20 protein-coding genes are annotated in these 23,931 nt (G+C 69.8%); 15 read left to right on the top strand and 5 right to left on the bottom strand.

Annotated elements, in window-relative coordinates; genetic code table 11:
• Positions 1–18: 18 nt before the first annotated feature.
• Positions 19–1,479, bottom strand: coding sequence for a M20 family peptidase (locus tag AC6JA9_RS14160; protein WP_223751261.1), 1,461 nt, complete (start codon positions 1,477–1,479; stop codon positions 19–21).
• A gap of 199 nt (positions 1,480–1,678) precedes the next feature.
• Here AC6JA9_RS14160 and AC6JA9_RS14155 point away from each other — a divergent pair, with 199 nt between their 5' ends.
• Entirely contained in the window at positions 1,679–3,439 is a 1,761-nt protein-coding gene (locus tag AC6JA9_RS14155; protein ID WP_267696963.1) for a glycosyl hydrolase family 18 protein, read from the top strand.
• Positions 3,440–3,492: 53 nt separating this feature from the next.
• On the opposite strand, the gene AC6JA9_RS14150 is transcribed toward AC6JA9_RS14155, so the two are convergent.
• Positions 3,493–5,709: a M3 family metallopeptidase gene (locus tag AC6JA9_RS14150; RefSeq protein WP_223751259.1), complete on the bottom strand. Its 2,217-nt coding sequence runs from the start codon at positions 5,707–5,709 to the stop codon at positions 3,493–3,495.
• A gap of 201 nt (positions 5,710–5,910) precedes the next feature.
• Here AC6JA9_RS14150 and AC6JA9_RS14145 point away from each other — a divergent pair, with 201 nt between their 5' ends.
• The 5 genes from AC6JA9_RS14145 to AC6JA9_RS14125 all read left to right on the top strand — a co-directional run bounded on the left by AC6JA9_RS14145 (position 5,911) and on the right by AC6JA9_RS14125 (position 11,250).
• On the top strand, positions 5,911–6,981 hold the full coding sequence (locus AC6JA9_RS14145) for a hypothetical protein (RefSeq protein ID WP_223785082.1): 1,071 nt from the start codon (positions 5,911–5,913) through the stop codon (positions 6,979–6,981).
• A gap of 75 nt (positions 6,982–7,056) precedes the next feature.
• Positions 7,057–8,586, top strand: coding sequence for an acetyl-CoA hydrolase/transferase C-terminal domain-containing protein (locus AC6JA9_RS14140; protein ID WP_223751257.1), 1,530 nt, complete (start codon positions 7,057–7,059; stop codon positions 8,584–8,586).
• Between the two features lie 107 nt (positions 8,587–8,693).
• The gene (locus tag AC6JA9_RS14135; RefSeq protein ID WP_267696964.1) at positions 8,694–9,464 is read left to right on the top strand and encodes a tetratricopeptide repeat protein; all 771 of its coding nucleotides are present in this window, start codon (positions 8,694–8,696) and stop codon (positions 9,462–9,464) included.
• A gap of 214 nt (positions 9,465–9,678) precedes the next feature.
• On the top strand, positions 9,679–10,734 hold the full coding sequence (locus tag AC6JA9_RS14130) for an isoprenoid biosynthesis enzyme family protein (RefSeq protein ID WP_267696965.1): 1,056 nt from the start codon (positions 9,679–9,681) through the stop codon (positions 10,732–10,734).
• Between the two features lie 123 nt (positions 10,735–10,857).
• Entirely contained in the window at positions 10,858–11,250 is a 393-nt protein-coding gene (locus tag AC6JA9_RS14125) for a hypothetical protein (RefSeq protein WP_223751254.1), read from the top strand.
• Between the two features lie 60 nt (positions 11,251–11,310).
• Here the strand turns inward: AC6JA9_RS14125 and AC6JA9_RS14120 are convergent, their stop codons facing one another.
• The gene (locus AC6JA9_RS14120; RefSeq protein ID WP_223751253.1) at positions 11,311–12,897 is read right to left on the bottom strand and encodes an amidohydrolase family protein; all 1,587 of its coding nucleotides are present in this window, start codon (positions 12,895–12,897) and stop codon (positions 11,311–11,313) included.
• Positions 12,898–13,149: 252 nt separating this feature from the next.
• On the opposite strand from AC6JA9_RS14120, the gene AC6JA9_RS14115 reads away from it, so the two are divergent.
• A complete protein-coding gene (locus tag AC6JA9_RS14115) occupies positions 13,150–13,548 on the top strand; it encodes a GFA family protein (protein WP_223751252.1) in 399 nt (132 codons plus the stop codon).
• 78 nt (positions 13,549–13,626) lie between these two features.
• Here the strand turns inward: AC6JA9_RS14115 and AC6JA9_RS14110 are convergent, their stop codons facing one another.
• Positions 13,627–14,253, bottom strand: a complete 627-nt coding sequence (locus AC6JA9_RS14110; RefSeq protein WP_426747036.1) for a hypothetical protein — start codon at positions 14,251–14,253, stop codon at positions 13,627–13,629.
• A 422-nt stretch (positions 14,254–14,675) separates the two neighbouring features.
• Between AC6JA9_RS14110 and AC6JA9_RS14105 the strand changes: the two genes are divergently transcribed.
• The 4 genes from AC6JA9_RS14105 to AC6JA9_RS14090 all read left to right on the top strand — a co-directional run bounded on the left by AC6JA9_RS14105 (position 14,676) and on the right by AC6JA9_RS14090 (position 19,343).
• Positions 14,676–15,605, top strand: a complete 930-nt coding sequence (locus AC6JA9_RS14105; RefSeq protein ID WP_223751250.1) for an arginase family protein — start codon at positions 14,676–14,678, stop codon at positions 15,603–15,605.
• 9 nt (positions 15,606–15,614) lie between these two features.
• Positions 15,615–16,169 (top strand): CGNR zinc finger domain-containing protein, encoded by a 555-nt coding sequence (locus AC6JA9_RS14100; protein ID WP_223785078.1) that lies wholly within the window; start codon positions 15,615–15,617, stop codon positions 16,167–16,169.
• 152 nt (positions 16,170–16,321) lie between these two features.
• Complete coding sequence (locus AC6JA9_RS14095; protein WP_497959920.1) at positions 16,322–18,274, top strand: hypothetical protein; 1,953 nt, start codon at positions 16,322–16,324, stop codon at positions 18,272–18,274.
• Between the two features lie 175 nt (positions 18,275–18,449).
• Positions 18,450–19,343 (top strand): Vgb family protein, encoded by an 894-nt coding sequence (locus AC6JA9_RS14090; protein WP_223751247.1) that lies wholly within the window; start codon positions 18,450–18,452, stop codon positions 19,341–19,343.
• Between the two features lie 184 nt (positions 19,344–19,527).
• On the opposite strand, the gene dusA is transcribed toward AC6JA9_RS14090, so the two are convergent.
• A complete protein-coding gene (gene dusA, locus AC6JA9_RS14085; protein WP_223751318.1) occupies positions 19,528–20,526 on the bottom strand; it encodes a tRNA dihydrouridine(20/20a) synthase DusA in 999 nt (332 codons plus the stop codon).
• 151 nt (positions 20,527–20,677) lie between these two features.
• On the opposite strand from dusA, the gene AC6JA9_RS14080 reads away from it, so the two are divergent.
• The 4 genes from AC6JA9_RS14080 (at position 20,678) to AC6JA9_RS14065 (ending at position 23,874) form a co-directional block, all read left to right on the top strand.
• On the top strand, positions 20,678–21,580 hold the full coding sequence (locus tag AC6JA9_RS14080; RefSeq protein WP_255653754.1) for a LysR family transcriptional regulator: 903 nt from the start codon (positions 20,678–20,680) through the stop codon (positions 21,578–21,580).
• 123 nt (positions 21,581–21,703) lie between these two features.
• Positions 21,704–22,030, top strand: a complete 327-nt coding sequence (gene trxA, locus AC6JA9_RS14075; protein ID WP_223751245.1) for a thioredoxin — start codon at positions 21,704–21,706, stop codon at positions 22,028–22,030.
• A 190-nt stretch (positions 22,031–22,220) separates the two neighbouring features.
• The gene (locus AC6JA9_RS14070; protein WP_223751244.1) at positions 22,221–22,847 is read left to right on the top strand and encodes a DUF47 domain-containing protein; all 627 of its coding nucleotides are present in this window, start codon (positions 22,221–22,223) and stop codon (positions 22,845–22,847) included.
• Between the two features lies 1 nt (position 22,848).
• Positions 22,849–23,874: an inorganic phosphate transporter gene (locus AC6JA9_RS14065; RefSeq protein ID WP_497959919.1), complete on the top strand. Its 1,026-nt coding sequence runs from the start codon at positions 22,849–22,851 to the stop codon at positions 23,872–23,874.
• The last annotated feature ends 57 nt before the right edge of the window (positions 23,875–23,931 follow it).

The raw sequence follows: 23,931 nt of genomic DNA, 5'->3' as shown, positions 1-23,931 counted from the left end.
CCCTGTCTCAGCCATGTCTCAGCGCGCGGCGTTGCGGAGGTATTGCGCGTAGAAGCGGACGGCCTGGGCATGCGCCGTCACGGCGATGCGCTCGTCCTTGCCATGCACGCGCGCCAGGTCCTCGGCGCGCAGGTGCACGGGGAAGAAGCGGAAGACGTTGTCGCTCAAGCCCACGTAGTGGCGCGAGTCGGTGGCGGCGACGTTGAGGTAGGAGGACACCACCACCTCCGGGAACACCTGCCGCAGCGTGCGCTCCAGGTGGCCGAAGGCCTCCGTGTCCGTGCGCGACACGGGGGACGGCTCGCTCTGGAACGCCAGCGTGCCCAGCTCCACGCGCGAGTCATCCACCACCGAGCGCACGTGCGCGAGCACCCCGTCCACGCTGTCGCCGGGCAGGATGCGGAAGTTCACCACCGCGCGGGCGCTGGCGGGCAGCACGTTGTCGCGCACGCCGCCCTGGAACAGCGTCACCGCGGTGGTGGTGCGCACCGCGGCGTTGGTGGTGGGCTTCTGGGTGAGCTGGCGCACCACGAGCGGCTCGGTGAGCCACAGGTTGGCGAAGAGCAGCCGCATGCCGAAGGGCATCTCCGGGCCCACGCGCAGGAACAGCTCGCGGCTGCCACCCTCGAGCCGGGCGGGCATGGGCGAGTCCTCCACCTTCGCCACCGCGCGGGCCAACACCCCCACGGCGCTGCGCGGCGGCGGCATGGACGAGTGCCCTCCCTCCCCCTTCACCTTCAGCTCCACGCTGGTGAAGCCCTTCTCGGACGTGCCCACCAACGCCACCGGGGCGCTCACCCCAGGCACCGTCCCGGACATGATGACGCCGCCCTCGTCGAGCACGGACTCCAGCCGCACGCCCCGCTCCTTCAAGAGCGCCGCGATGGCCACAGCGCCCTTCAGGCCCCCCACCTCCTCGTCCCCGCCGAACGCGAACATCACCGTGCGCCGGGGCTTCTCCCCCGCGGCGAGCAGCGCCTCCACCGCCTCCAACTGCGCCAGCACGCTGCTCTTGTCATCCAGCGCGCCGCGCCCCCACACGAACCCGTCCGCCACCACGCCGGCGAACGGCGGGTGCGCCCAGGACTCCTCCGTCCCGGGGGCCACCGGCACCACGTCCAGGTGCCCCACGAGCAACAGGGGCGACAGCGACGCGTCCGTCCCCGGCCACGTGTAGAGCAGCGAGTGCGTCCCCACCGGCTCGCGCTTCAGCTCCGCGTGCACGCGCGGGAAGTGCTCGGCCAGGTAGGCATGCAGCCCCGCGAAGGCCGCGTCCTCCGCGGGCACGCCCTCCGACGCCGCCACCGTCTTGAGCCGCAGCGCTCCGGCCAGGCGCGCCGCCGCGGCGTCCGCGTCCACCGTCAGGGGTTCCATCGCCGCCGGCGCCACCTGCCGCGAGGTGAAGGACAGCGTCCGCACCACCAGCACCAGGACGAGGACACTGGCCGCGAGGGCCATGGACAGGAGCAGTCGTTTCATGGATGGAAGCGACCACCGTAGCAAAGGCCGCCTCCAACGACGCGGGAACGGCCCGCACCCTCCCTAGCGTTTTCCCAGAACCCGAGACAGACGCGACCACCTTGTCGCTCGTCGAGCAGATGCAGTATTGCCACACTATTTCAACGCAGGGATGTCGGACTTCCCCGTATTATCTGTGCCAGTTCGAAGAGGTGCGCAGGTGAAGACTCGACTCGTGACGCAGTGGTGGTGCCTTCTCGTAGCGGGGGTGCTGCTCGGGGGATGCGGAAAGGGTGAGGAGGGGCCGGGGCTGCCCGGGGCGCCCTCGGACGTGGAGGCGCAGGCGGCGGACGCCCAGGCGCTGGTGACGTGGACGCCGCCGACGAGCGATGGCGGCCACCCCCTGCTGTACTACGTGGTGCGGTGCGACCCGGCCTGCGGCGGCGCCATCGTCAGCGCGAGCGAGCGCCAGGCCACGGTGCTGGGGCTCAACAACGGCTTCAAGTACCTGTTCAAGGTCTCCGGGGTGAACGCGCGGGGCGAGGGCGACGCCTCCTTGCCGTCGGTGCCGGTGGTGCCCCAGCCGGGCATGTCCATCCCCAACCCCACGACGCCGGGTCAGCCGCGCTCGGTGAGGGCGACGCCGGGCAACGGCGCGGTGTTCGTCAGCTGGCTGGCGCCGGCGAGCTTCGGCGGACGCGCGCTCAAGCACTACCTCGTCACCGCCGAGCCCGGGGGGCACTCGGTGACGGTGGACGTCAAGGCCGGGAGCGCGAACGTCCCGGGGCTGCCCAACGGCAAGCCGCACACCGTCACGGTGAGGGCCGTCAACGACGTGGGCGAGGGTCCGGGTGCGCAGGTCGGTCCGGTGACGCCCAAGCCCGGCGGCGCGCCGGCGAGCTGGGTGTCCGGCTACTACGTGGGCTACCAGCACCGCGCCTACCCGCCCGACGTGGTGGACTTCTCGGGGATGACGCACATCATGGTGGGCCGCGTGCGCCCCCGCTTCGACGGGACGCTGTTCACGGACTTCGACGTCTCCGACCTGGAGGGCCCCGCCATCGCCCGGACGCTGTCCGCCCGGGCGAAGGCCGCGGGGAAGATACCGCTGCTCATGATTGGCGGCTTCGGCGAGCACGACGGCTTCGTGCTCGCGTCCACGGGTGAGAGCCGCATCGTCTTCGTGCGCGAGCTGCTCAAGACGATGGATGAGCTGGGCTACATGGGGCTGGACCTGGACTGGGAGCCCATCAACCTGCCGCCCGCGGGCAACGACGGGGAGCTGCTCCTGGCGCTCATCGACGAGCTGCGCGCGGCCCGTCCGGACATCATCCTCACGGTGCCGGTGAACTGGCTCAACTCCAACTTCGGGATGCCGGAGCACGAGGCGAAGTTCATGAAGGAGCTGGGCTCGCGCGTCGACCAGCTCAACATCATGTCCTACAAGATGAGCGGCCACTGGGGCGGCTGGGAGAGCTGGCACTCCAGCCCCCTCTGGGACGAGGCGCAGAACCGCCCCAGCTCCGTCGCCAACTCCGTGGCGGGCTACATCCGGGCGGGCGTGCCGCGCGGACGGCTGGGCGTGGGCATCGGCTTCTTCGGCACGTGCTGGCAGGGCGTGACCCAGCCGCGCATCCCCCTGGACGGCCGGCCCGACGTCAACGAGGGCCAGAGCGACAACGCCATGAGCTACGCCAACATCGTGGACAAGTACCTCCAGGACCCGCTGATGAAGCGACACTGGGACGAGCGCGCGGCCTCGCCCTACCTGTCCGCCTCCGACGTCACCGGCGCGGGCCACTGCAACTACGTCTCGTACGAGGACGGGCAGTCGGTCGCGGTGAAGGGCCAGTGGGCGCGCGACGAGGGACTGGGCGGCACCATCATCTGGACCATCAACCAGGGCCACCGCCCCCTGCAGCCCGCGGGCAAGAAGGATGAGCTGCTGCTCGAGGTGAAGCGCGCCTTCCTGGACCCGTGAGCCCCCAGGTGCGCGAGGCGTCATCCCCCGCGCACCCGGACGTCACCCGCCGCCTACGGCGTGGACTTGGACTGCTTCGCCTGCGCGGGCACCGGGAAGCCCCGCTTGCGCATCAGCGCGTTGATGCCGGCGTCGCGGCCGCGGAAGGCGCGGTAGCCCTCGGCCGGGTCCACCGTGTTGCCCACCGAGAACACGCTCTTGCGCAGCTTCTCCGCCACGGCCTTGTCGTAGGCGCCCTTGCCCTCGGTGAAGGTCTCGTACGCGTCCGCCGTCAGCGTGTCGGACCACAGGTAGCTGTAGTAGCCCGCAGAGTAGCCGTCGCCCGCGAACACGTGGCCGAACTGCGGCGTGCGGTGGCGCATCACGATCTCCTTCGGCATGCCCAGCGCCTTGAGCGTGTCGCGCTCGAACGCGTCCGGGTCGATGCTCGCGTCGCCGGCCAGGTGCAGCTTCATGTCGATGAGCGCGGAGGACAGGTACTCCACCGTGCCGAAGCCCTGGTTGAAGGTCGCCGCCTTCTCGATGCGCGCCACCAGCGCCGGGGGGATGGGCTTGCCCGTCTGGTAGTGCAGCGCGAAGGTGTTGAGCACCTCGGGCGTGGACAGCCAGTGCTCCAAGAGCTGCGACGGGAACTCCACGTAGTCCCGCGCCACGGCGGTGCCGGACAGCGACGGGTACGTCACCGACGAGCTCAGGCCGTGCAGCGCGTGGCCGAACTCGTGGAACAGCGTGCTCGCGTCCTCCCACGAGATGAGCACCGCCTCGCCGGGCGCCGCCTTCACGAAGTTGGAGTTGTTGGAGACGATGGTCGTCACCTCACCCCGGAAGCGCTCCTGGCCGCGGTACGCGTTCATCCACGCGCCCGAGCGCTTGCCCTTGCGCGCGTACGGGTCGAAGTACCACAGGCCCACGTGCTTGCCGCTCGTCTTGTCCTTCACCTCCCACACCCGCACGTCGGCGTGGAAGACGGGCACGTCCGTCACCTGCTCGAAGCTGAAGCCGAACAGCTCGCCGGCCACCCAGAACATGCCCTCGCGCAGCTTCTCCAGCTGGAGGTAGGGCTTCACCTCGTTCTGGTCCAGGTCGTACTTCGCCTTGCGGACCTTCTCCGCGTAGTAGCGGTAGTCCCACGGTTCGATCTTGAGCTTCGCGCGCTCCTTGTCGGCCACCTTCTGCATGTCCGCGACCTCCTCGCGGACGCGGGCCACGGCGGGCTTCCACACCGCCTCCATCAGCTCCATCGCGCGCTCGGGCGTGCGGGCCATGGCGTTCTCCAGCCGCCAGTGCGCGTGCGTGGCGTAGCCGAGCAGCTTCGCGCGCTCGGCGCGCAGCTTGAGCACCTCCGAGATGATGGCGTTGTTGTCGCGCTCGTCGCCGTTGTCGCCGCGGTTGACGTAGTTACGCCAGACCTTCTCGCGCAAATCCCGGCGGGACGAGTACGTGAGGAACGGCTCCATGGAGGAGCGCGTGTTGGTGATGACCCACTTGCCCTTCTGGCCCCGGGCCTCGGCCGCGGCGGCGGCGCCCGCGCGCACGGAGTCGGGCAGGCCCGCCAGGTCCGCCTCGGACTCCAGGACGACGGTGTAGGCCTCCTCGTCGCCGAGCACGTGCTGGCTGAAGGCCGTGTAGAGCGAGGCCAGGCGCTGGTTGATGGCGCCCAGGCGCTGCTTGGCGGCGCCGTCCAGCTTGGCGCCGGAGCGCACGAAGCGCGTGTGGTGCAGCCACGCGAGCCGCTGCTGCTCGGGCGTCAGCTTCGCCTTGTCGGGCGAGTTGTAGACGGCCTCGATGCGGCGGAAGAGGGCCTCGTTCTGGAAGATCTCATCCTCGAACGCGGCGAACTTCGGCGCGAGCTCGCGCTCCACGGCCTGGTACTCGGGGCTGCTCAAGGACGAGCCCCAGATGCCGTAGAGCGTCTCCACGTTGCTCAAGCCGCGGCCGGCGTCCTCCAGCGCGGCCAGCGTGTTCTCGAAGGTGGGGGCCTCCGGGTTCGACGCGATGGTCGCCAGCTCCTTGCGGAAGGTGTCCATGGCCGCCTCGATGGCGGGCTTGAACAGCTCCACCTTCACCTGGTCGAACGGGGGCACGCCGCCATGGGGGCCGCTCCACTTCGCCAGCAGGGGGTTGGCGGGAGCCACGGGGGCCTCGGGGGCAGGGGCGGCAGGGGCCGCGGTGGAGGTGGCGGCGTCCTCGGGACGGGCGTCCTTGGAGGTCGCGCATCCGGTGGAGGCGAGCGCGGCCACGCCCGCGCTGACGATGAGGAGGTTGCGCATGAAAGTGTAGGTCTCCCGAGGATGGGGTGGGTTGTGCACCAAAGCACGGAATCGCGGCGCCCAACACGTCCACCCGTCCACCTGTTCCCTTCTCGCGACAAACACCTGGCGGGTCGGATGAGGACGGGGCCCCGGGCCGGATAGAGGAGGCGTGCAGGCCTCCGTCCTCGAGGGCCTTCGTCGCCAGGAGACACCCGCCGGATGCGAACCGTCCTCGCCCAGCCCAGGGGCCGTGCCTCGCGGGGCCTCGCGCTGGCGCTCCTCTTCGCGGCGGGCGGGGCCCGGGCGGACTGGAAGGTGGAGTACAACACCCCCGCCCCGCTCTTCCTGGACCGCAGCTACATCTTCGGCTCGCCCAACCGCATCCGCCGGCAGGGAGATCCCGACTCCCCGGCGCCGCTCCTGTTCGAGGCGCAGCTTGCCCCGAACCTCTTCCTGCCCCAGCTGCACACGGGCCGATTCCGGAGCGAGCACGGCGAGTGGTTCCTCACCGCGGTGCTCACGCCGTACATCCGGCTGCGGATGCTGAACACGGACAGCAGCCCCGTCATCCCGCCGTCGTACGTCCCGAAAATCACGCTCCAGGTGGCGCACCTGCGCGTGCTGCCGGGCTCGCTGGCGGAGGACCGTCCGATGCGGGGGCTCGCGCTCGCGGCGAACCTCACGGTGGGCCACTACTCCAATGGCCAGGACGGCTGCTTCTTCGCGAACCAGGAGGGCACGGACCCCGACTGCGCGCCGGCCCAGGGGGAGCTGCCGCTCAACGAGCTGACCGGCAGCTTCTCCACCAACTTCGTGCGCGGGGAGCTGCACGCGCGCGTGGCGTTCGGCGTGGACCCGGACCTGGACAGCGCGTGGCTGGTGGGCGGCGGCTCGTTCCTGGAGCTGAACACGGCCATCGGCTCGGGCGGCATCACCGAGGACCAGAGGCGCGTCTACGGCAAGGGAAACTGGGGCGTGAGCGCGCTGGGCGAGCGCATCTGGCACCAGCACCGCTTCCGGCTCGAGGGGACGGTGTCCGCGCCCTTCGGCGAGACGCCCCACCGGCGCGCGACGGTGAGCGGCGCGCTCGCCGCGCTGCCCTACTGGGGCGCGGGCTTCGGCGTCTTCACCCGCTACGTGTACGGCCAGGACTCGTACAACATCCTCTTCCTGGAGCGGCTGAGCCAGTGGCAGTTCGGGCTCGTCTTCGAGCTCTCACCCGGCGCCAGGCTCAAGGCCGAGGAGGCGCCCGGGGACACCGGGACGCGGCGTCCGCCGGGCTTCCGCTAGGGATGGCAGGACGTCCCGGGTGTGACATCTTCGACCGCGGACCCGCCGCCTTCCGCGGGGGTTCCCGACTTGAACATGACCGCTCCGAGCACGCTGAAGGACCGCATCCAGAACGCCGACCTCCTGGCCCGGGTCGTCCCCGTCGAGGAGGCCGTGAAGCACGTCACCGACGGGAACACGGTGGCCATCAGCGGCTTCACCAAGTCGGGCGAGCCCAAGACGTTCTTCCCCGCGCTGGCCTTCCACCTGTCGCGCACCGCGCCCCAGACGCGGCTCACGCTGTTGTCCGGGGCGTCGCTGTCCGAGGACGTGGAGGGCCCCATGGCGCCCTTCATCCGCAAGCGCGGGCCGTACATGTCCTCGTCCGCGTCGCGTCGGCGCATCCACGCCGGGGAGATGGACTTCACGGACGTGCACCTGTCCGCCTTCGCGCGCAACCTGATGTACGGGTTCTACGGCGACATCGACGTGGCGGTGGTGGAGGTGTCGCGCATCCGCCCCAACGGCAGCGTCATCCTGACGTCCTCGGTGGGCATCAGCGCGGAGGCGCTGGCGAAGGCGAAGAAAGTCATCCTCGAGGTGAACACGTCCGCGCCGGACTACACGGGCTTCCACGACATCGTCGTGCCCACGGTGCATCCGCACGTGGGCTGGCCGCTGCCGCTGTTGAACGTGAGAGACCGCATCGGCACGCCGTACGTGGAGTTCGACCTGGGCAAGGTGGTGGCGGTGGTGGAGTCGAGGACGCCGGACCACCCGGTGCCCTTCAAGGCGGCGGACGACACGGACAAGCGCATCGCGCGCAACGTGGTGGACTTCCTGTTGAGCTGCCGCGAGGAGTTCGGGTGGGGCAAGCGGCTGCCGCCCATCCAGTCCGGCGTGGGCAACGTGGCCAACGCCATCATCGGGGAGCTGTACGAGTCACCGTTCCAGAAGATCCGCTTCTGGACCGAGGTGTTCCAGGACGGGATGCTGCGCTACGTGGAGGACGACGCGAAGTTCGAGTACGCGTCCGCCACGGCGGTGTCCTTCTCCGCCGAGGGGCGCCAGCGGTTCCAGCAGCTGTTCGAGCGGTGCAAGGAGCGGCTGGTGCTGCGGCCGATGTGGCTGTCGAACAGCCCTGAAATCATCTCGCGGCTGTTCGTCATCGCGATGAACACGCCCATCGAGGTGGACATCTACGGGCACGTGAACTCGACGCACATCGACGGCTCGCGCATCGTCAACGGGCTGGGCGGCTCCGGGGACTTCTTCCGCAACGCGTACCTGAGCATCGTGCACACGCCGTCGGTGCGGAAGCTCAAGGACGGGCGGACGGTGAGCTGCGTGATGCCGTACGTGCGGCACATCGACCACACGGAGCACGACATCAAGTGCGTCGTCACCGAGCACGGCTACGCGCGCAACATGGACATCCGCTCGCCCCGGCGCCGGGCCACGGACATCATCGACCACTGCGCCCACCCCTACTTCCGGCCGCTGTTGCACGCGTACCTGGACATGGCGGGCCCGGGGGACGAGCCGCGCGCCACGGACATGAAGGTGCTCGAGGCCTGGTGGCGCGACTACGACGCCGCCTGCCGCGCCTTCCCCCAGGGAGGCTGAGCACCGGCATGGCGGGGCGGGACGACAGAGACGACGCGCCAAGGGGAACGCCCGGGCCAGGGAGCCCCGCGACGACGCCCCCCCCCTCCGAGGGGCGCGCCTCCCGCATGCCTGCGGAGGCCTCCACGGCCGTCGACGCGGCGAGAACCGGAGGCACCGCGAGGAACGGGCGGGAGCCCTGCCCTCCCGAGGTGGCGGAGCAGCTCCGACAGGTCGACCGACTGCGACGCACGGGCCGGTACACCTCCGCGCTCGCGCAGGTGCGCGCGCTCGCCGAAGCGCACCCGAGGCTGGGCATCGTCCTGATGGAGCTGGCGATGACGCTCGGCATCTGGGGCGGCGCTCCGGCCGAGGCGCTCCCCTGGTTCGAGCGCGTCCTGGAGCTGGCCCCCGGACACCGGACGACCCGGCTGCACCGCGCGCTGTGCCTCGCCCGGCTGGGTCGCCATGCGGAGGCCGTGGCGGACTTCGACGCGCTGGTGGATGGCGGCTATCGCAAGGCGCTGGTGCTGCACATGAAGCGCGCCGAGTCCCTGGAGGCGCTCGGACAGGACACCCGCGCGGAGCAGGACTGGACGCTCGCGCTGGCCGAGGACCAGGACAACCCCTGGCTGCTCCAGCAACGTGCCGCCGTGCGCGCGCGCCTGGCAATGCACGCGGAGGCGCTGGAGGACCTGTCCGCCGCGCTCGCCCTGCAACAGGGCGCTGACGTGGACCCGGAGCTGCTCCACGAGCGCGGCCTGCTCCGCGTGCGGCTCGGCGACGTCGGCGGCGCGCGCGCGGACTTCCAGGCCGGGCTCGCAGCCTTGCGCCGGGGAGACCCGGACTGGCTGCCGGACGCGCTGCGCTCGGCAGTCCAGGCACTCGACGTGCCCTGAAACACGCTCCCGCCGCGGCCTTTCGCCTCGGGCCCGCAGTCGAGCCCGCAGGACGAAGGGCCCCCCTGCACTCCTGCATCCGAGGGCGATGTCACTGATGCGGACTGAACATGCCCACGCGGCCAATCACAACCCAAGGGCCCCGCGGCTGCCGCCCGCCGCGACCGCATTAGCTTGAACATCCACACCTGACACCCGGACGTGGGGGCCGCACATGCTCGAGCTCGAACTCAATCCCAGACTGGAACAGATCAGACACCAGGGCTTTCGCGAAGAGGCGGAGAACGTCCTCCGCTCGGGGGAACTGCGCAAGCTGATACGCCTCATCGGCCCCGTCCCGGGTGATTCCCGCGAGAGGAGCATTCCCGTCTTCGAGCCCGCGGTCGACCTGGCGGAGGTCGAGCGGGAGACCCGCTTCATCCGACAGGAAGCCTTGGCCCGTGGCCTGGACATGGATGAGGAGTTCATCCAGACCATGACATACATGCGCCACATCACGATTCCCATCCAGGACCCCAGGCTGGGGCGGGCCATCAGTCGCGTCTGGAGCCTGGTGCTGTGGTTCGACCCCGACAAGGAATACAACCCGGAGAAGCACTTCCTGTCCCTCAAGCATGCGAGCGCGGTGGCCCACCCGCCCTCCGCGCTCATGGACTACGTCGACTTCTCCTTCGAGGAGCTGGGTCACTCTTGCGACTCGGACTTCCTGGGTCTCTACAAGAACCTGTTCTTCCAATACCACCTTGGAACCCTGCTCGAGGTGCTGGTGGCCCGGCACGGCGCCCAGCGCACCACGCACAGCGTCCGGTACATCCGCGACCACAACGGCTCCTCGGAGTTCTGGTACCTGTCCCTCCAGTTCATCGACGCGCGGCTGAGCTTCGCGCGCGACCCGCTGTTCTGGGTGGACACCCTGGAGGCGGCGCGGGACTTCATCGCATTCACCAACGACGTCTTCTCCTTCTACAAGGAGGCGAAGTCCCAGCTCGACTTCGAGAACTGCTACCTGTTCAAGCAATCCCAGACGCAGAAGCGCCCTTACCTGGAGGTGTACCGGGAGACGCTCGCCACGACGGTGAGGAACTACCACGCCATCCTGGAGTCCGCGTCCTCGCGCGCCCCGGAGCTGAGGGCTCACGTGGAGCACTACCTCAAGAGCTTCATCTACTGGCACTTCCGCAGCCGGCGCTATCTGTTGCAGGAGGTCTACCCCCAGCTGCGCTACTGGGAGGACCTGCTCTCGCCGCCTTCGCCCGGGCGGGTGGGCTGACCCAACCTCCGCCACATTTAATCGCGCTTAATCCCGGTTAATCAGGGAGGAACGTAGGGTGGCCTCCACTCGCCGACGGGGAGGTCCCGGCCACGGCGGGCTGACAATCCACGAGGTCAATCCATGTTGAAGCAAGTCATGCGGCCGTTGTTCCTGGGAGCGCTGTGCATGGGCATTATCGCCTGTGGTGGCACGCCGATGGACGAGGTGGCTCCGGAGACGGAGGACCTGGGCCAGGTGGAGCAGAACGCGTGCAGCGTCGGGACGTACCAGGGCGCGTGTCGCGACTACGGCAGCGGCGGATGGGTGGACGGGAGCTGTCCGGCCGCGACGCCGTACAAGTGGAGCTTCTGGAACTGCTCCCAGTACATGGCGGGCTCCGGTCCGACGGCCCAGTACTACCGCCAGTACTGTTATGACCTGCAGCTCTACACCTGCCACAGCAGCATCAGCACGCCGCCCGCCGGCAGCCCGCCGCCCGTCGGCCCGCCGCCTCCCTGCAAGCAGAACTGCTGAGCCCCGCCTGAGATGAGCCGTGGTCGCGCCAACTGCTCGCGCGCGACCACGGCTCCGGCATCAGTTCGCGAAGCGCGCCTCGAAGTTCGTGAACTGCGCCTCCAGGCGCCACTGCAGCGCCGCGCGCTTGTTGGCCCCCAGGAAGGTCTGACACGACGCGGACGGGCCCGCCTCGCCCGCGTCGTCCTGGGCGCAGGCCGCCACCCGGGCCGTGAAGACATCCCGCTGGGCCCACAGGCTGTCCCCCTCCACGAAGGCGTGCTCCAGGCTGGCGCGCGCCAGCTGCTTGAGCGTCTTGTAGTCGAGCCCCTGGACGGTGGCCGCCGCGACGTACTCCTGGGTGATGTCCCCCCGGAGGATGCCGGAGTCATCCGTCGCCAGCGTCACCGGCACCTTCTCCACCAGGTACGCGGAGAGCGGATGGTCCGTGCCCTTGACGCCCAGCAGGACGTTGTTCGAGGACAGGCAGATCTCCACCAGCACGCCTGCCTCGCGCATGTCGCGCAGGAGCGCGTCGACGCCCTCCCCGTCCGTTTCGCCCAACACGTCCACCCCGTGGCCGATGCGCTCCGCGTGCGCCAGCTTCACGGCGTTGCGGATGTGGAAGCGCAGGTGCCCCTGGTCCTCGGGCTTGAGCACCTCGGGGATCAGCTCGCCCGCGTGCAGGGAGACGTGCACCGTCTTGCGGCCGGGCGTGGTGTCGTTGTGGTCATCCAGCGTGCCCAGCGCGAACATCTCGTCGTTGTAGTACGCGAGCGAGTTCGGGTGCTCCTCGGGTGACACCAGGTTGACGCCGACAATCTGGGGCACGCGCTGGGCCAGCTCGAAGGCATACACCCACTGGCCGAAGACGTTGGCCCGCTCCGCCGTGCGGTTGGCCGACACCAGCAGCCGCACCTCCACGTCGCAGCCCGGGTCCGCCTGGGGCGTGCCACAGGCCATCACCTGCCGGCTCCCCACCAGGAAGCTGGCAATGCTCTCCGCCTGACGGGTCAGCGCCGTCTGGAAGTCCGGCAGGGCGATGAGCTGCTCGCGCTTGGCCAACAGCGTCGGCGCGTCCCAGGGGTCCGTGGGCGAGAACAGCGGCGCGGCGAGCCGTCCCCCCGTGCTCGCGCCGAAGCCCTGCATCAGCTCCACGTAGACCTGGTTGTGCTGGCCCGCGCGGGAGAGGATGTCCGCGTAGATGTCGTCCCCCCGGGCCTCCGTCTGCACCGCGCCGTACTTGGCGAAGGCATCGAAGAAGTGCTGGTGCGCCTCCAGCAGCGGACCGGTGAAGCCCTCCATCGACCAGGCGCCCATCACCGCGTCATAGAGGGCCCGGTCCGACGCCGTGTTGGACAGGGGCGTCGCGCCCTGCTCACAGGGGTTGCTCGCCACGTAGGTGGTGGGGTTGACGCAGGCGCCGTCCTCGGAGCCCCATTGGATGAGCTTCTCCATGGTGATGGCGCCGGAGGTGTGGCTGTGGAGGTCGCCGCCCTTGGGCATGTCGCGCAGGAAGGCGGAGAGCGCGATGGGGTTGGAGCGCAGGGTCTCCATGTGCTCCTGCGTCAGGTCCTCGGGGGGACGCGGAGTGGGAGGCTCCGGATCCTCCCTGCAGGCACTCAGGCCCAGCGTCATCGTGACGACGACCAGCGAAAGCTTGCTCATGTGGGGACCTCACGGCGGGGGTGTCCGAGGAGCGTCTTGTCCGCGGGGCGGCGAACACCAGTCGGCGCGGGCGCCATGCGTTCCCTGCCGCGCATCGGGCTGCGCCAAGAGGGACTTTTCAACCATGACCCACGCCCTCGCGCCGCCCCTCGATGGTCTTGACGTGCTGGCGCGCCGTCCGGAAGGTTGCACTTGTCTGTCCGCGGCTGAAGCCGCAGGCTCCCCGCCCCCACCCTTCGGACGAGGTCATCCATGCATCGGGGTTCCTGCTTGTGCGGCGCGGTCCGCTTCACCGTGGAGGGCGAGCTGCCCGCCCCCGACGCCTGTCATTGCACGAAGTGCCGCAAGCACTCGGGGCACTACTTCGTGTCGACGGACGTGCCCCGCTCGGCCGTCACCCTCGAGGGACAGGACCAGGTCCGCTGGTTCCAGTCCTCGGAGAAGGCGCGGCGCGGGTTCTGCTCGGTCTGCGGCGCGTCGCTGTTCTGGGACCCGCTCCAGCGCGACTGGATTGGAATCGCCATGGGCGCGTTCGACACGCCCACGCGGACGCGCGTGGCGCTCCACGTCCACCTGGCCAACAAGGGCGACTACTACGAACTGGAGGAAGGGACGCCCCGGTTCGACACCATTCCGCCCAGGCCCCACTGAGGACGGGAACAACGGCCCAAGCACCCAGTTCGGGTGCCCGGGCGGGACCGACTCACGCCGCCGTGAGCCGGCCTGAGGTCACTCCTCGACCAGCTCGGTGAGCGCCGGGCAGTAGGTGGCGTACCCATGGCCGGTGAATGCGCCGTCCTCCATGACGGCATCCACGTCGAACGCCACGAAGTGTGACGCGGGGAACTCGCCGGTCTTGGCGCAGGTGGCGCAGAGGGAAGCCGCCACGGGCGTGAAGGTGAAGCTCGAGCTGTGGTCGAACCAGTTGAGGCTGAGCGAGCCATCGAAGTCGACCAGCGTCGCTCGCGGCTCCCCCTCCGTGGTCGTACCGCTCTGCGGCGTCGCGTCCACGGGCACCTTCACGTCGTAGACGTTGACGAGCTGAGCCGGCACCGACGAATCCGGCGAGGGGCACTCGCCCGGGGTCCCGTTGTTCAGCTCGATCCACAGGGTCCACGACCCGTCCGGGCTCTCCGGCTCGGTGTAGCCGAAGTACGCGTTGGTCAGGACGCGCGAGTTGTCGCCCATGCGGATGGTGGCCGAGGTCTCACGGCAGGCCCCCTCGCAGGTGGTGAACGGGTCAGGCGTCACGCCCGCGTCGGGCTCCGTGCCAGCGTCGGGCTCCGTGCCGGCATCGGGCTCCGTGCCGGCGTCGGGCTCGAGGCCCGCGTCGGGTTCCGAGCCCGAATCGGGCACGGTGCCGGCATCCGGCGGGGTCCCCGCGTCGTCGCCCACTTCGGGCGCCGACGGCTTGTCATCAGAATCACAAGCAGAGAGTGCGGCAACAGCAACGAGGGAGACAAACATCCAGGAGAGAATCGAGCGTTGCAGGGTCATGTATCAGGATTGTTACGGTCCTCTCCGAGAGAAGCGAGCAAACTCAACGCCCCGCGTCACAATGTTTCAGTCTCACTCCCGAGCGCCCCCGTCGAGCGTCTCGATTCCACCGAGGCTGGACGATCTTTGCGCAGAAGCCGACGAATTCGGGGAATAAACATGCATCCGAGCTGAAACCCCCTATCGCAATTTGGCGGTTGCAACTGCGCCACCTCCGCCCTAGCTTCACTGAAACCATTAAAATCAATTTGATGGTTTCCGGCCATCAACAGGGAGCGCCCATGTCATCGCCCATCGCCCTCGTCGCCGTGCCCTCCGGTCTGGGTCTGAGCCGTCCGGACGGGCGGATTCCCCGTGTGGACCTGCTTCCCGAGGCCCTGATGGAGGCGGGCCTGGGACTCAAGCTCCAGGCGAAGGTGGAGCACACCGTGACGCCCCGGCCCTATGTGGAGCAGCGCGACGCCCGGACGCACATCCTCAACCCCCATGGCATCGCCGAGCTGAGCCTCCAACTCGCGGACGCCGTCGAGGCCATCGTGCGCGCCGGGCGCTTCCCGCTCGTCCTGGGCGGAGACTGCAGCATCCTGCTCGGGTGCCTGCTGGGACTGAAGCGCACCGGCGCGCACTCGGGGCTCGCCTTCATGGATGGACACACCGACTTCTGGCCGCCGGAGGCCTCCGAGCTCGGCGGCGCCGCGGGCATGGACCTCTGGCTCTCCACCGGCCGGGGCCCCGCCCTGCTGTCGAACCTGGAGGGCCGAGGTCCCCTCGTCCTCGACGAGGACGTGGCCGTGCTCGGCGTCAGGGACCCGGAGCGCCAGGGTGAGAAGGTCGGCGCGGAGGACGCGCGCGACACGGGCATGGCCTGGCTGGACCTGGACGTCCTGCGCGCGCAGGGAATCGCCGCCGGAGCGAAGCGCGCCCTCACCCGCTTCAAGGAGCGCGGCGTGCGCGGCTTCTGGATGCACCTGGACGCCGACGTCATGGACGACGCGGTGATGCCCGCCGTCGACTCGCGCCAGCCCGACGGCCTGCGCGTGGCCGAGCTCGGGGAACTGGTCGCCCGGCTCGTCGACTCGGGACTGGCCGTGGGGCTGGACGTCACCATCTACGACCCGAGCCTGGACCCCCGGCGCGACGCGGCCCGGGCCCTCGTCGAGGCGCTCACCCGCGGCCTGGGGGCCCTGGTGCCCACGCCCAGGACACGATAGGCCCACCGCATGGCCGATGCGCGCAGCCCCGGACTTCCCACGGACGTCGTCCTGCTCCTCGAGTTCGTCAACACGCTCGACGTGGAGAAGCTCGTCGACGCCGTGCCCACCCCGGCCGCGCTCGACGCCTGGTGCCGCGCACGGGGCCTGGTGGCGGCCTCGGACACCTTCTCCCCGGACGCCTTCCGCGCCGCCATCGACGCCCGCGAGGCCCTGCGCGCAGTGCTCCTCTCCCACACCGGCGAGCCCCTGGCCGCCTCGGATTTGAAGACGCTGGAGCGCGTCGCCGCCTCCAGCCCCCTCACCGTGGGCTTCGGCCAGGACGGCGTGTCGCTGCGCCCCGCGGCCACCGGCGGCTGGAAGGCCCTGGGCGCCCTGTTCGCCGCCATCGTCTCCACCCAGCGCGATAGACACTGGCCCCGGATGAAGGTGTGCGCCGCGGGCGCGTGCCAGGAGGCCTTCTACGACACCTCCAAGAACCGCTCCGGCCGGTGGTGCTCCATGGCCGTGTGCGGCAACCGCACCAAGCTCCAGCGCTTCCGCGCCAGCCCGCCCCGGCGCTGAAGCACCTCCACATCCGCACGGGATGAGCGCCAGGGCTTCACTCCCGGGCCGAATCTCGCGGGTAACACCCGGAAACTCCTCGCCATCCGCAACCCGGCGCGTCGACTCCCGAGAATTGGGAATCTCGTACGGCAGCTAGGAGCCCACACCCCATGGGAACTGGACGCGTTGGTGACGGTGGAGCAGCAGAGGCGGCACGCAGGGCGGCGGAGGCCGCGCGCAGGGCCGCGGAAGAGGCGGCGCGCAGGGCGGCGGAGGCGGCTCGGCAGGCTGCCGCGGAGGCCGCGAAGAAGGCCGCGGAGGCGGCCAAGAAGCTGGCCGCGCAGAAGAAGGACGTGTCCACCTTCGAGCCCGCGGGCGCGAAGAACAAGCTGAAGCTGGATGGCCAGGGGGCCCCCTCGACGTCGCTGTTCACGGAAGACAGCAAGGACGCCAAGGTCAACTGCCTGGACAAGGCCGCGGACTTCATCAACAAGTCCTCGCCGGAGCTGCAGGGTCGCTCGGACCTGGTGTTCCTGAAGGACTCGCGCGCGGGCGCCGAGGGCCAGTCGGGCCACGTCGTCGTGCGCCAGGGCGAGCGCGTGTTGGACCCCAGCAACGGCAAGAGCTGGGACGACATGAAGTCGTACCTCCAGGGCAACTCGCACTACAGCGAGGCGGGCTCCCTCCCCGGCACCACCGCGGCCAAGGTGTTCGGCACCGAGGCGGGCTCGCCCGAGCGCGCCCAGGCGCTGGCGGACGCGAACGTGTCCCCCGAGCTGCAGCAGATGATGGTGGCCGACTACCCGGCGGACGTGGGCAGCGTGCCGGACGCGGCCAACGTGCAGCCGCACGAGACCACCATCCCGGGCCAGGCGGGCCCCGTGTCCGTGGAGTTCAGCGACACGCTCGAGAAGGACGTGAAGAAGGAGGACGGCTTCGTCACCGTGTCCATCAACGCGGAGACGTCCGTGTCCGCGTCGGGCTCAGTGGAGTTCAAGAAGGCCAAGGTCGGCGTGGGCGCGTCCGTGGAGGGCAGCGTCGAGGCCGGCAAGAGCATGACGTACGAAGTGAAGATGACGGAGGCGGACTTCGAGAAGCTCAAGCGCGGTGAAATCGCGCCGCCGCACCCGCTCAACCCGGAGACGATTCCGGATGGCACGTCCATCAAGATGGAGCAGAGCCAGTTCACCGGCTACGGGCTGGACGTGGGCCTGTCCTACCACGCGGTGGAGCTGGGCATCTCCGGCGACGTCAAGAGCGGCAAGGGCATGTCCATCGAGGTGAGCCGCGCGGGCGACAAGCTGTCGATGACGACGGGCCCCACGGAGTTCATCGAGAACAACGGCAAGGTGACGCTGGGCGCCGGCCCCGTCTCCGTGAGCATGGGCCGCGAGGACACGCTCAAGGAGTACAAGCTGCGCACCGCCGAGTTCGACCTGGGCAACCCCGAGGGCCAGAAGGCCTTCGAGGCCTTCGCCAAGGACGGCCGGATGCCGGAGAAGGAAGGCCCGGGCGTGTCCAACACGCTGCGCTTCGACAAGATCAACTACGAGTCGACGGGCGGCAAGGTGGGCATCGACGTGGGGCCCTTCAGCATCGAGACCGACGGCACCACCAACACCGGCGACTACCTCATCACGCACCACCCGGATGGGACGAAGTCGCTGACGTCCGACATCACCTACGGCGGTGACCACCCGGACATCACCCTCGAGCAGAAGTACGACAAGGACGGCAAGCTCGTCCCCGGCTCGGAGAAGTTCGCGATGAAGTTCGACACCAAGGACGACAACGCGCGCGAGCTGCTCGTGTACTCGTTCACCGGTGACGCCGACAAGGCGAAGGCCGCGCGCGAGCACGACAAGCCGATCACCCTCAACCTGACGGCCAACGACATCGAGGAGATGCAGCGCCGCTCCGGCATCCAGGCGCAGAACGGCGGGCACATGGGCATCAACGTCCTGCTCACCGACTACGACGGCAAGCCCAATGACCCGCTGATGGCGGTGCGCAACATGGCGTGCTCGCCGGCGTACAACGAGTACAAGCTGGCGCAGAGCTACTTCGGGCTCTTCATGGACGAGGGCAAGAAGCCCCTGTCGGGCGAGCTCGTCATCGGCTGAGCCAGCACGGTTTCACCCCCGCGAGCCCGGGTCCTCGAGGTGAGGGCCCGGGCTTCGTCGTGTCTGTCGTGGAGGGAACACGCGCTCGCGCGGGGCGAGGTGACGCTGGACGAGGTATCACGTCCGGGCGAGGGTCCAGGCCTCCACCTCGCGCTCGACCTCCGGGAGACATCCGATGACGCAGGCCCCTGGACGCATCACGGAGTACCCGCTCACGGCGGCTGGAACCGGGCCCTATGGAATCTGCGCCGGGCCTGACGGCGCGCTCTGGTTCACGGAGGTGCACGCGGGCCGCGTGGGACGCATCGAACTGGACGGCGCGGTGACGACCTTCGCGCTGCCGACGCCGGACTCGGGGCCCTCCGTCATCACCGCGGGGCCCGACGGCGCGCTCTGGTTCACGCAGCAGAAGGCGAACCGCATCGGCCGGGTGACGACGCGCGGCGAGGTGCGTGAGTTCCCGCTGCCGACAGAGGGGGCTGGCCCGTTCGGGCTCTGCGCGGGGCCCGACGGCGCGCTCTGGTTCACGCAGCTGTCGACGCATCGGCTGGGGCGAATCACCGTGGAGGGCGCCGTCACCGAGTTCGCGCTCGAGGCCGGCAGCTACCCGTCGTTCATCACCTCCGGACCGGATGGGGCGCTCTGGTTCACGCAGAACGCGAGCAATCGCATCGGGCGAATCACGGTGGACGGGCAGGTCTCCGGGTTCGCGCTGCCCACGCCGAAGGCGGGCCCCGTGGGAATCACGCGGGGGCCGGATGAGGCGCTGTGGTTCGTGGAGCTCCTCGCGGACCGCATCGGGCGCATCGGGCTCGACGGGGGCATCACCGAGCATCCGTTGCTTCGGACCGGCGCGAAGCCTCACGCCATCGTCACGGGCGCCGACGGCGCGCTCTGGTTCACCCAGTGGGGAAGCAATCACCTCGGACGGATGACGACCTCGGGCGAAGTCACGGAGTACGCCATCCCCACCGCGAAGGCGGAGCCGCATGGAATCTGCTCCGGGCCGGATGGCGCGCTGTGGTTCGCGCAGGAGGTGGGGAAGATAGGGCGACTGGCGCCGCGCTGAGGGCTGGGCGCGAGCAGCCCAAACCCCGCGGGGGGGACACGTCGCGAGAGCCGCCATGGCGGCGTCGCGTTCAAGACGTCCCTCGGCGAGCCTCCGCCAGAAGTCCCTCCGTGCATGCGCCTTTAAGGGACGATACGGCGACGGCAGGCACGCAGCGCACCGCGCCCTTTCGGGTCCGCGCCGCTCAGGCCGCGACGACCGCGTCGGGCTCGCGGCGCACCTTGGCGAGCGCGGCCACCACCACCTCGGGCCCAGCGCCGGCCTTGTGCGCGTTCTCGCTCAGGTGCCGTCGCCACGCGCGCGCGCCCGGCAGGCCCTGGAACAGGCCCAGCATGTGCCGCGTCACCGCGCTCAGCGGCGCGCCCTGCTGCCGGCGGCGCTCGATGTACGGGAGCATCGCCTCCACCACCTCGTGGCGCTCGCGCGGCGCCTGGGTCGCGCCGAAGAAGCGGCGGTCCGCCTCCGCCAGGAGGTACGGGTTCTCGTAGACGGCGCGGCCAATCATCACCCCGTCCACGTGCTTCAGGTGCTCGGCCGCCGCGTCCAGCGTCTTGATGCCGCCGTTGATGCTGATGTCCAGGTGCGGCAGCTCCTGCTTGAGCCGGTGCACCAGGTCGTAGCGCAGCGGCGGCACGTCGCGGTTCTCCTTGGGGCTCAGTCCCTGGAGCCACGCCTTGCGCGCATGCACGATGAAGCGCGTGCACCCTTCCGCCGCAATCAGCCGCACGAAGCGCTCCAGCGTGGGCCACTCCTCCAGCTCGTCGATGGCGATGCGCGACTTCACCGTCACCGGGATGCTCACCGCCGAGCGCATCGCGCCCACCAGCCGCGCCACCAGCTCCGGCTCCGCCATCAGACACGCGCCGAAGCGGCCTGACTGCACCCTGTCGCTGGGGCAGCCCACGTTCAGGTTCACCTCGTCGTAGCCCCACGACTCGGCGATGCGCGCCGCCTCCGCCAACGCCTCTGGCTCCGAGCCCCCCAGCTGGATGGCCACCGGGTGCTCGGCCGCCTCGTAGCCCAGCAGCCGCTCGCGGTCGCCGTGGAGCACGGCGCCCGTGGTCAACATCTCCGTGTACAGGAGCGTGTGCTGGCTGATCTGGCGGTGGAAGTACCGGCAGTTCCGGTCCGTCCAGTCCATCATCGGCGCGACACACAACGGCATGGGGCTTGAGGGCATCATGGGCAGGACCTGGGAAACGTCCTGCATCTACCCGGCTTTTTCTCCCCTGCCCACCCCCCAGTGACGCCCGGAGGCCCGAAGAGCGAGGAGCCGGACGACCTCCCCGGCTAGGCTCCCCCCCGTGCCTCCGAGCCCGCCCCTGCTGGACGACATGCTGCTCTTCACCGAGGTGGTCACCTCCGGAGGGCTCACCGCCGCGGCCCTGCGGCTGGGATTGCGCAAGTCCACCGTGAGCCGCCGCCTCTCCGCGCTCGAGGCGCGGCTCGGGGTCCGCCTGCTGGAGCGCAACGCGCGCCACCTGCGCCTCACCGAGGCGGGGCGCGACTACCATGTCCACTGCGCGCGGCTGGTCTCCGAGGCCCGCGAGGTGAACCGCGCCCTGGGCGAGTCCCGCGCCACGCCCCAGGGCACCCTGCGCATCGCCACCCTCTCCCTGCTGGGCGAGCTGCTCACCCCGCTCATCGCGGAGCTGCTCCTGCACCACCCGCTGCTGCGCGTGGAGCTGGCGCTCGCCGAGGCCCACGTCGACCTCATCGCCGAGGAGTACGACGTGGCGCTGCGCACCGGCCCGCTCGCCGACTCGTCGCTGGTGGCCAGGAAGCTCGGGCGGCTGCGCACCGGCTACTACGCCAGCCCCGCGTACCTCGCCCGCCAGGGCACACCCCGCACCCCCGCCGACCTCCAGGGCCATGCCTGCGTCGTGCTCGCCGAGCCCCGTACCGACGAGGTCTGGTTCTTCGGCGAGGGCCGAGACGCCCTGAGCCGCCCCGTCACCGGCCGCCTCCGCGTCCCCAGCGTGCGCGCGGGACAGGCCGCCGCCCGCGCGGGCCTGGGCGTGGTCCGCCTGCCCGCCTCCCTCGTCGTCGACGACGTGCGCAGCGGCCTGCTCGTCCCCGTCCTGGAGTCCTCAACGCCGCCGGGCCTCCCCGTGTTCGCCGTCTACCCGAGCAGCCGCCAGCTCCCACCCAAGCTGCGCGTCTTCCTGTCGCTGCTCTCGGAGCGCGGCGCGTCGCTGCCCTGGGAGGCGGAGGCCCCTTCCCCCCGGAGGCGTTGAGGGCCCTTCACGCAACCTCGCGTTCCGTGAGGGACGCTCGCCCCCGGGCGCCCCGGCCACTACATGTCCTCCTCGAACCGAGGCACGGCCCCACGCCGCGCCTCCACCCGAGGAGGACAGGACATGGCCACGGACGTCATCGAGCTGGGCGACGCGCGGTTCCACCAGGAGGTGCTCGAATCGAAGGAGCCGGTGCTGGTGGACTTCACCGCCACCTGGTGCCCACCGTGCCGCGCCATCGCCCCCACCGTGGCCGCGCTCGCCACCGAGTACCGGGGCCGCCTGAAGGTGGCGAAGCTGGACGTGGACGCGAACCAGGAGACGGCCCAGCGCTACAACATCCGCTCCGTCCCCGCCCTGCTGCTCTTCAAGGACGGCCAGGTCGTCCAGCAACTCCTGGGCGCCATGCCCCGGGCGAAGCTGGAACAGGCGCTGCTTCCCCACCTGTAGACCTGGGGGCCCCTCCCGCTGGCGGGCTAATGGCTCGATACAGCGAGACTCGGGGCTCCCGAGCCCGGCATTCCGTTGCAAGTCAAAAAGGAAGGCTGGCGATTCTCTCCAGGTGAGGTAGTCACGGGCCGCCTCGGCTGTGTCACACGAAGGTGACACCCGGGGCATGCCCCCATCCGGGAGGGAAGCGATGCTCGAAAGGCTGATGCCCAAGTCGGACGAGTTCTTCGACGACTTCGACAAACAGTGCGCCGCCACAGTGCAGGGCGCGAAGATGCTTCACGAACTGCTCAGCGACTACACGGACGTGCCCAGGCGGGTCCAGGCACTCAAGGACGTGGAGCACCAGGGTGACGAGGTCACCCATACCGCCTTCAACCGTCTGCACAAGCAGTTCATCACCCCGTTCGACCGAGGGCAGATCCACTCGCTGCTGTCGCGCATCGACGACGTGCTGGACCTGGCGAACGCGGCCGCGTCACGGCTGCACTACTACGAAATCCAGAGCAGCCTGCCGGACGCGACGGAGCTGGCGCGGCTCCTGGTGCTGTCCGCCGAGAAGGTGCAGGAGGTGGTGGCGGCGCTGCGGCTCATCAAGAAGCCGGAGCAGATCCTCGCCGGCTGCAAGGAGATCAAGCGCCTGGAGACGCAGGCGGACGAAGTGCTTCGCTCGGGCCTGGGCCGGCTGTTCAAGAGCGGGGTCGACACTCTGACCATCATCAAGTGGAAGGAGATCTACGACCTCATCGAGACCGCCACGGACAAGTGTCAGGGCGTGGCGAACGTCATCGAAGGCGTGGTGCTGGAGCACTCCTGAGATGCTACTCGCGGCCGTCATCGTCATCGTCGGAGTGGCGCTCATCTTCGATTTCATCAACGGCTTCCACGACGCGGCGAACTCCATCGCCACCGTGGTGTCCACCCGGGTGTTGTCACCGAACCTGGCCGTGGCGTGGGCCGCCTTCTTCAACTTCGTGGCCGCCTTCGGCGGCGGTGTCCATGTCGCCAACACCATGGGCAAGGGCATCATCAACTTCGAGATGCTGCGCGCCACGGGCCCCACCGCGGTGCTGTCGGTCATCTTCGCGGCGCTGATGGGCGCCATCGCCTGGAACCTGCTCACGTGGTGGTGGGGGCTGCCGTCGTCGTCCTCGCACGCGCTGGCGGGCGGCATGATTGGCGCGACGCTGCCGGTGTTGGGGCTCAAGGGCCTGATGGGCGCGGGCATCGCGAAGATCGCCGCCTTCATCGTGCTCTCGCCGCTCATCGGCACCACGCTGGGCATGACGCTGATGCTGGTGAGCACCTGGGTGGTGCACAAGCAGACGCCGCGCGTGGTGGACGTCTGGTTCCGCCGGCTCCAGCTCATCTCGTCCGCCATCTTCTCCTACAGCCATGGCACCAACGACGCGCAGAAGGTGATGGGCATCATCGCCGTGGTGCTCTTCGGCACCATCTGGGCGGACCGTCCGTTCCACATCGACTGGTGGATGATCATCTCCTGTCACGCGGCCATCGCGCTGGGGACGTTCTTCGGCGGCTGGCGCATCATCCGCACCATGGGCCACAGCCTGACGAAGCTGGCGCCCATCGGCGGGTTCAGCGCGGAGACCGGCGGCGGCGTCACCATCATCGCGCTGGCGGAGCTGGGCATCCCCGTGTCCACCACCCACACCATCACCGGCGCCATCGTCGGCGTGGGCTCCACGCGCGGCTGGCGCGCGGTGAAGTGGGGCGTGGCGGGCCGCATCATCTGGGCCTGGGTGTTCACCATCCCCGCGTCCGCGCTGATGGCGCTGCTCATCTACGGGATGACCCAGGTCGTCGTCCGCCTGGTGGGCTGAGGGCCCGCCACCCTCCCCGCCCGCGCCGGCCACTTCCTTCGGGAGGCCCGCGGGCGG

Source organism: Myxococcus sp. MH1, from assembly GCF_059738865.1.
The sequence above is the reverse complement of the archived record's forward strand: the minus strand, read 5'-3'. Positions and strand labels throughout refer to the sequence as shown.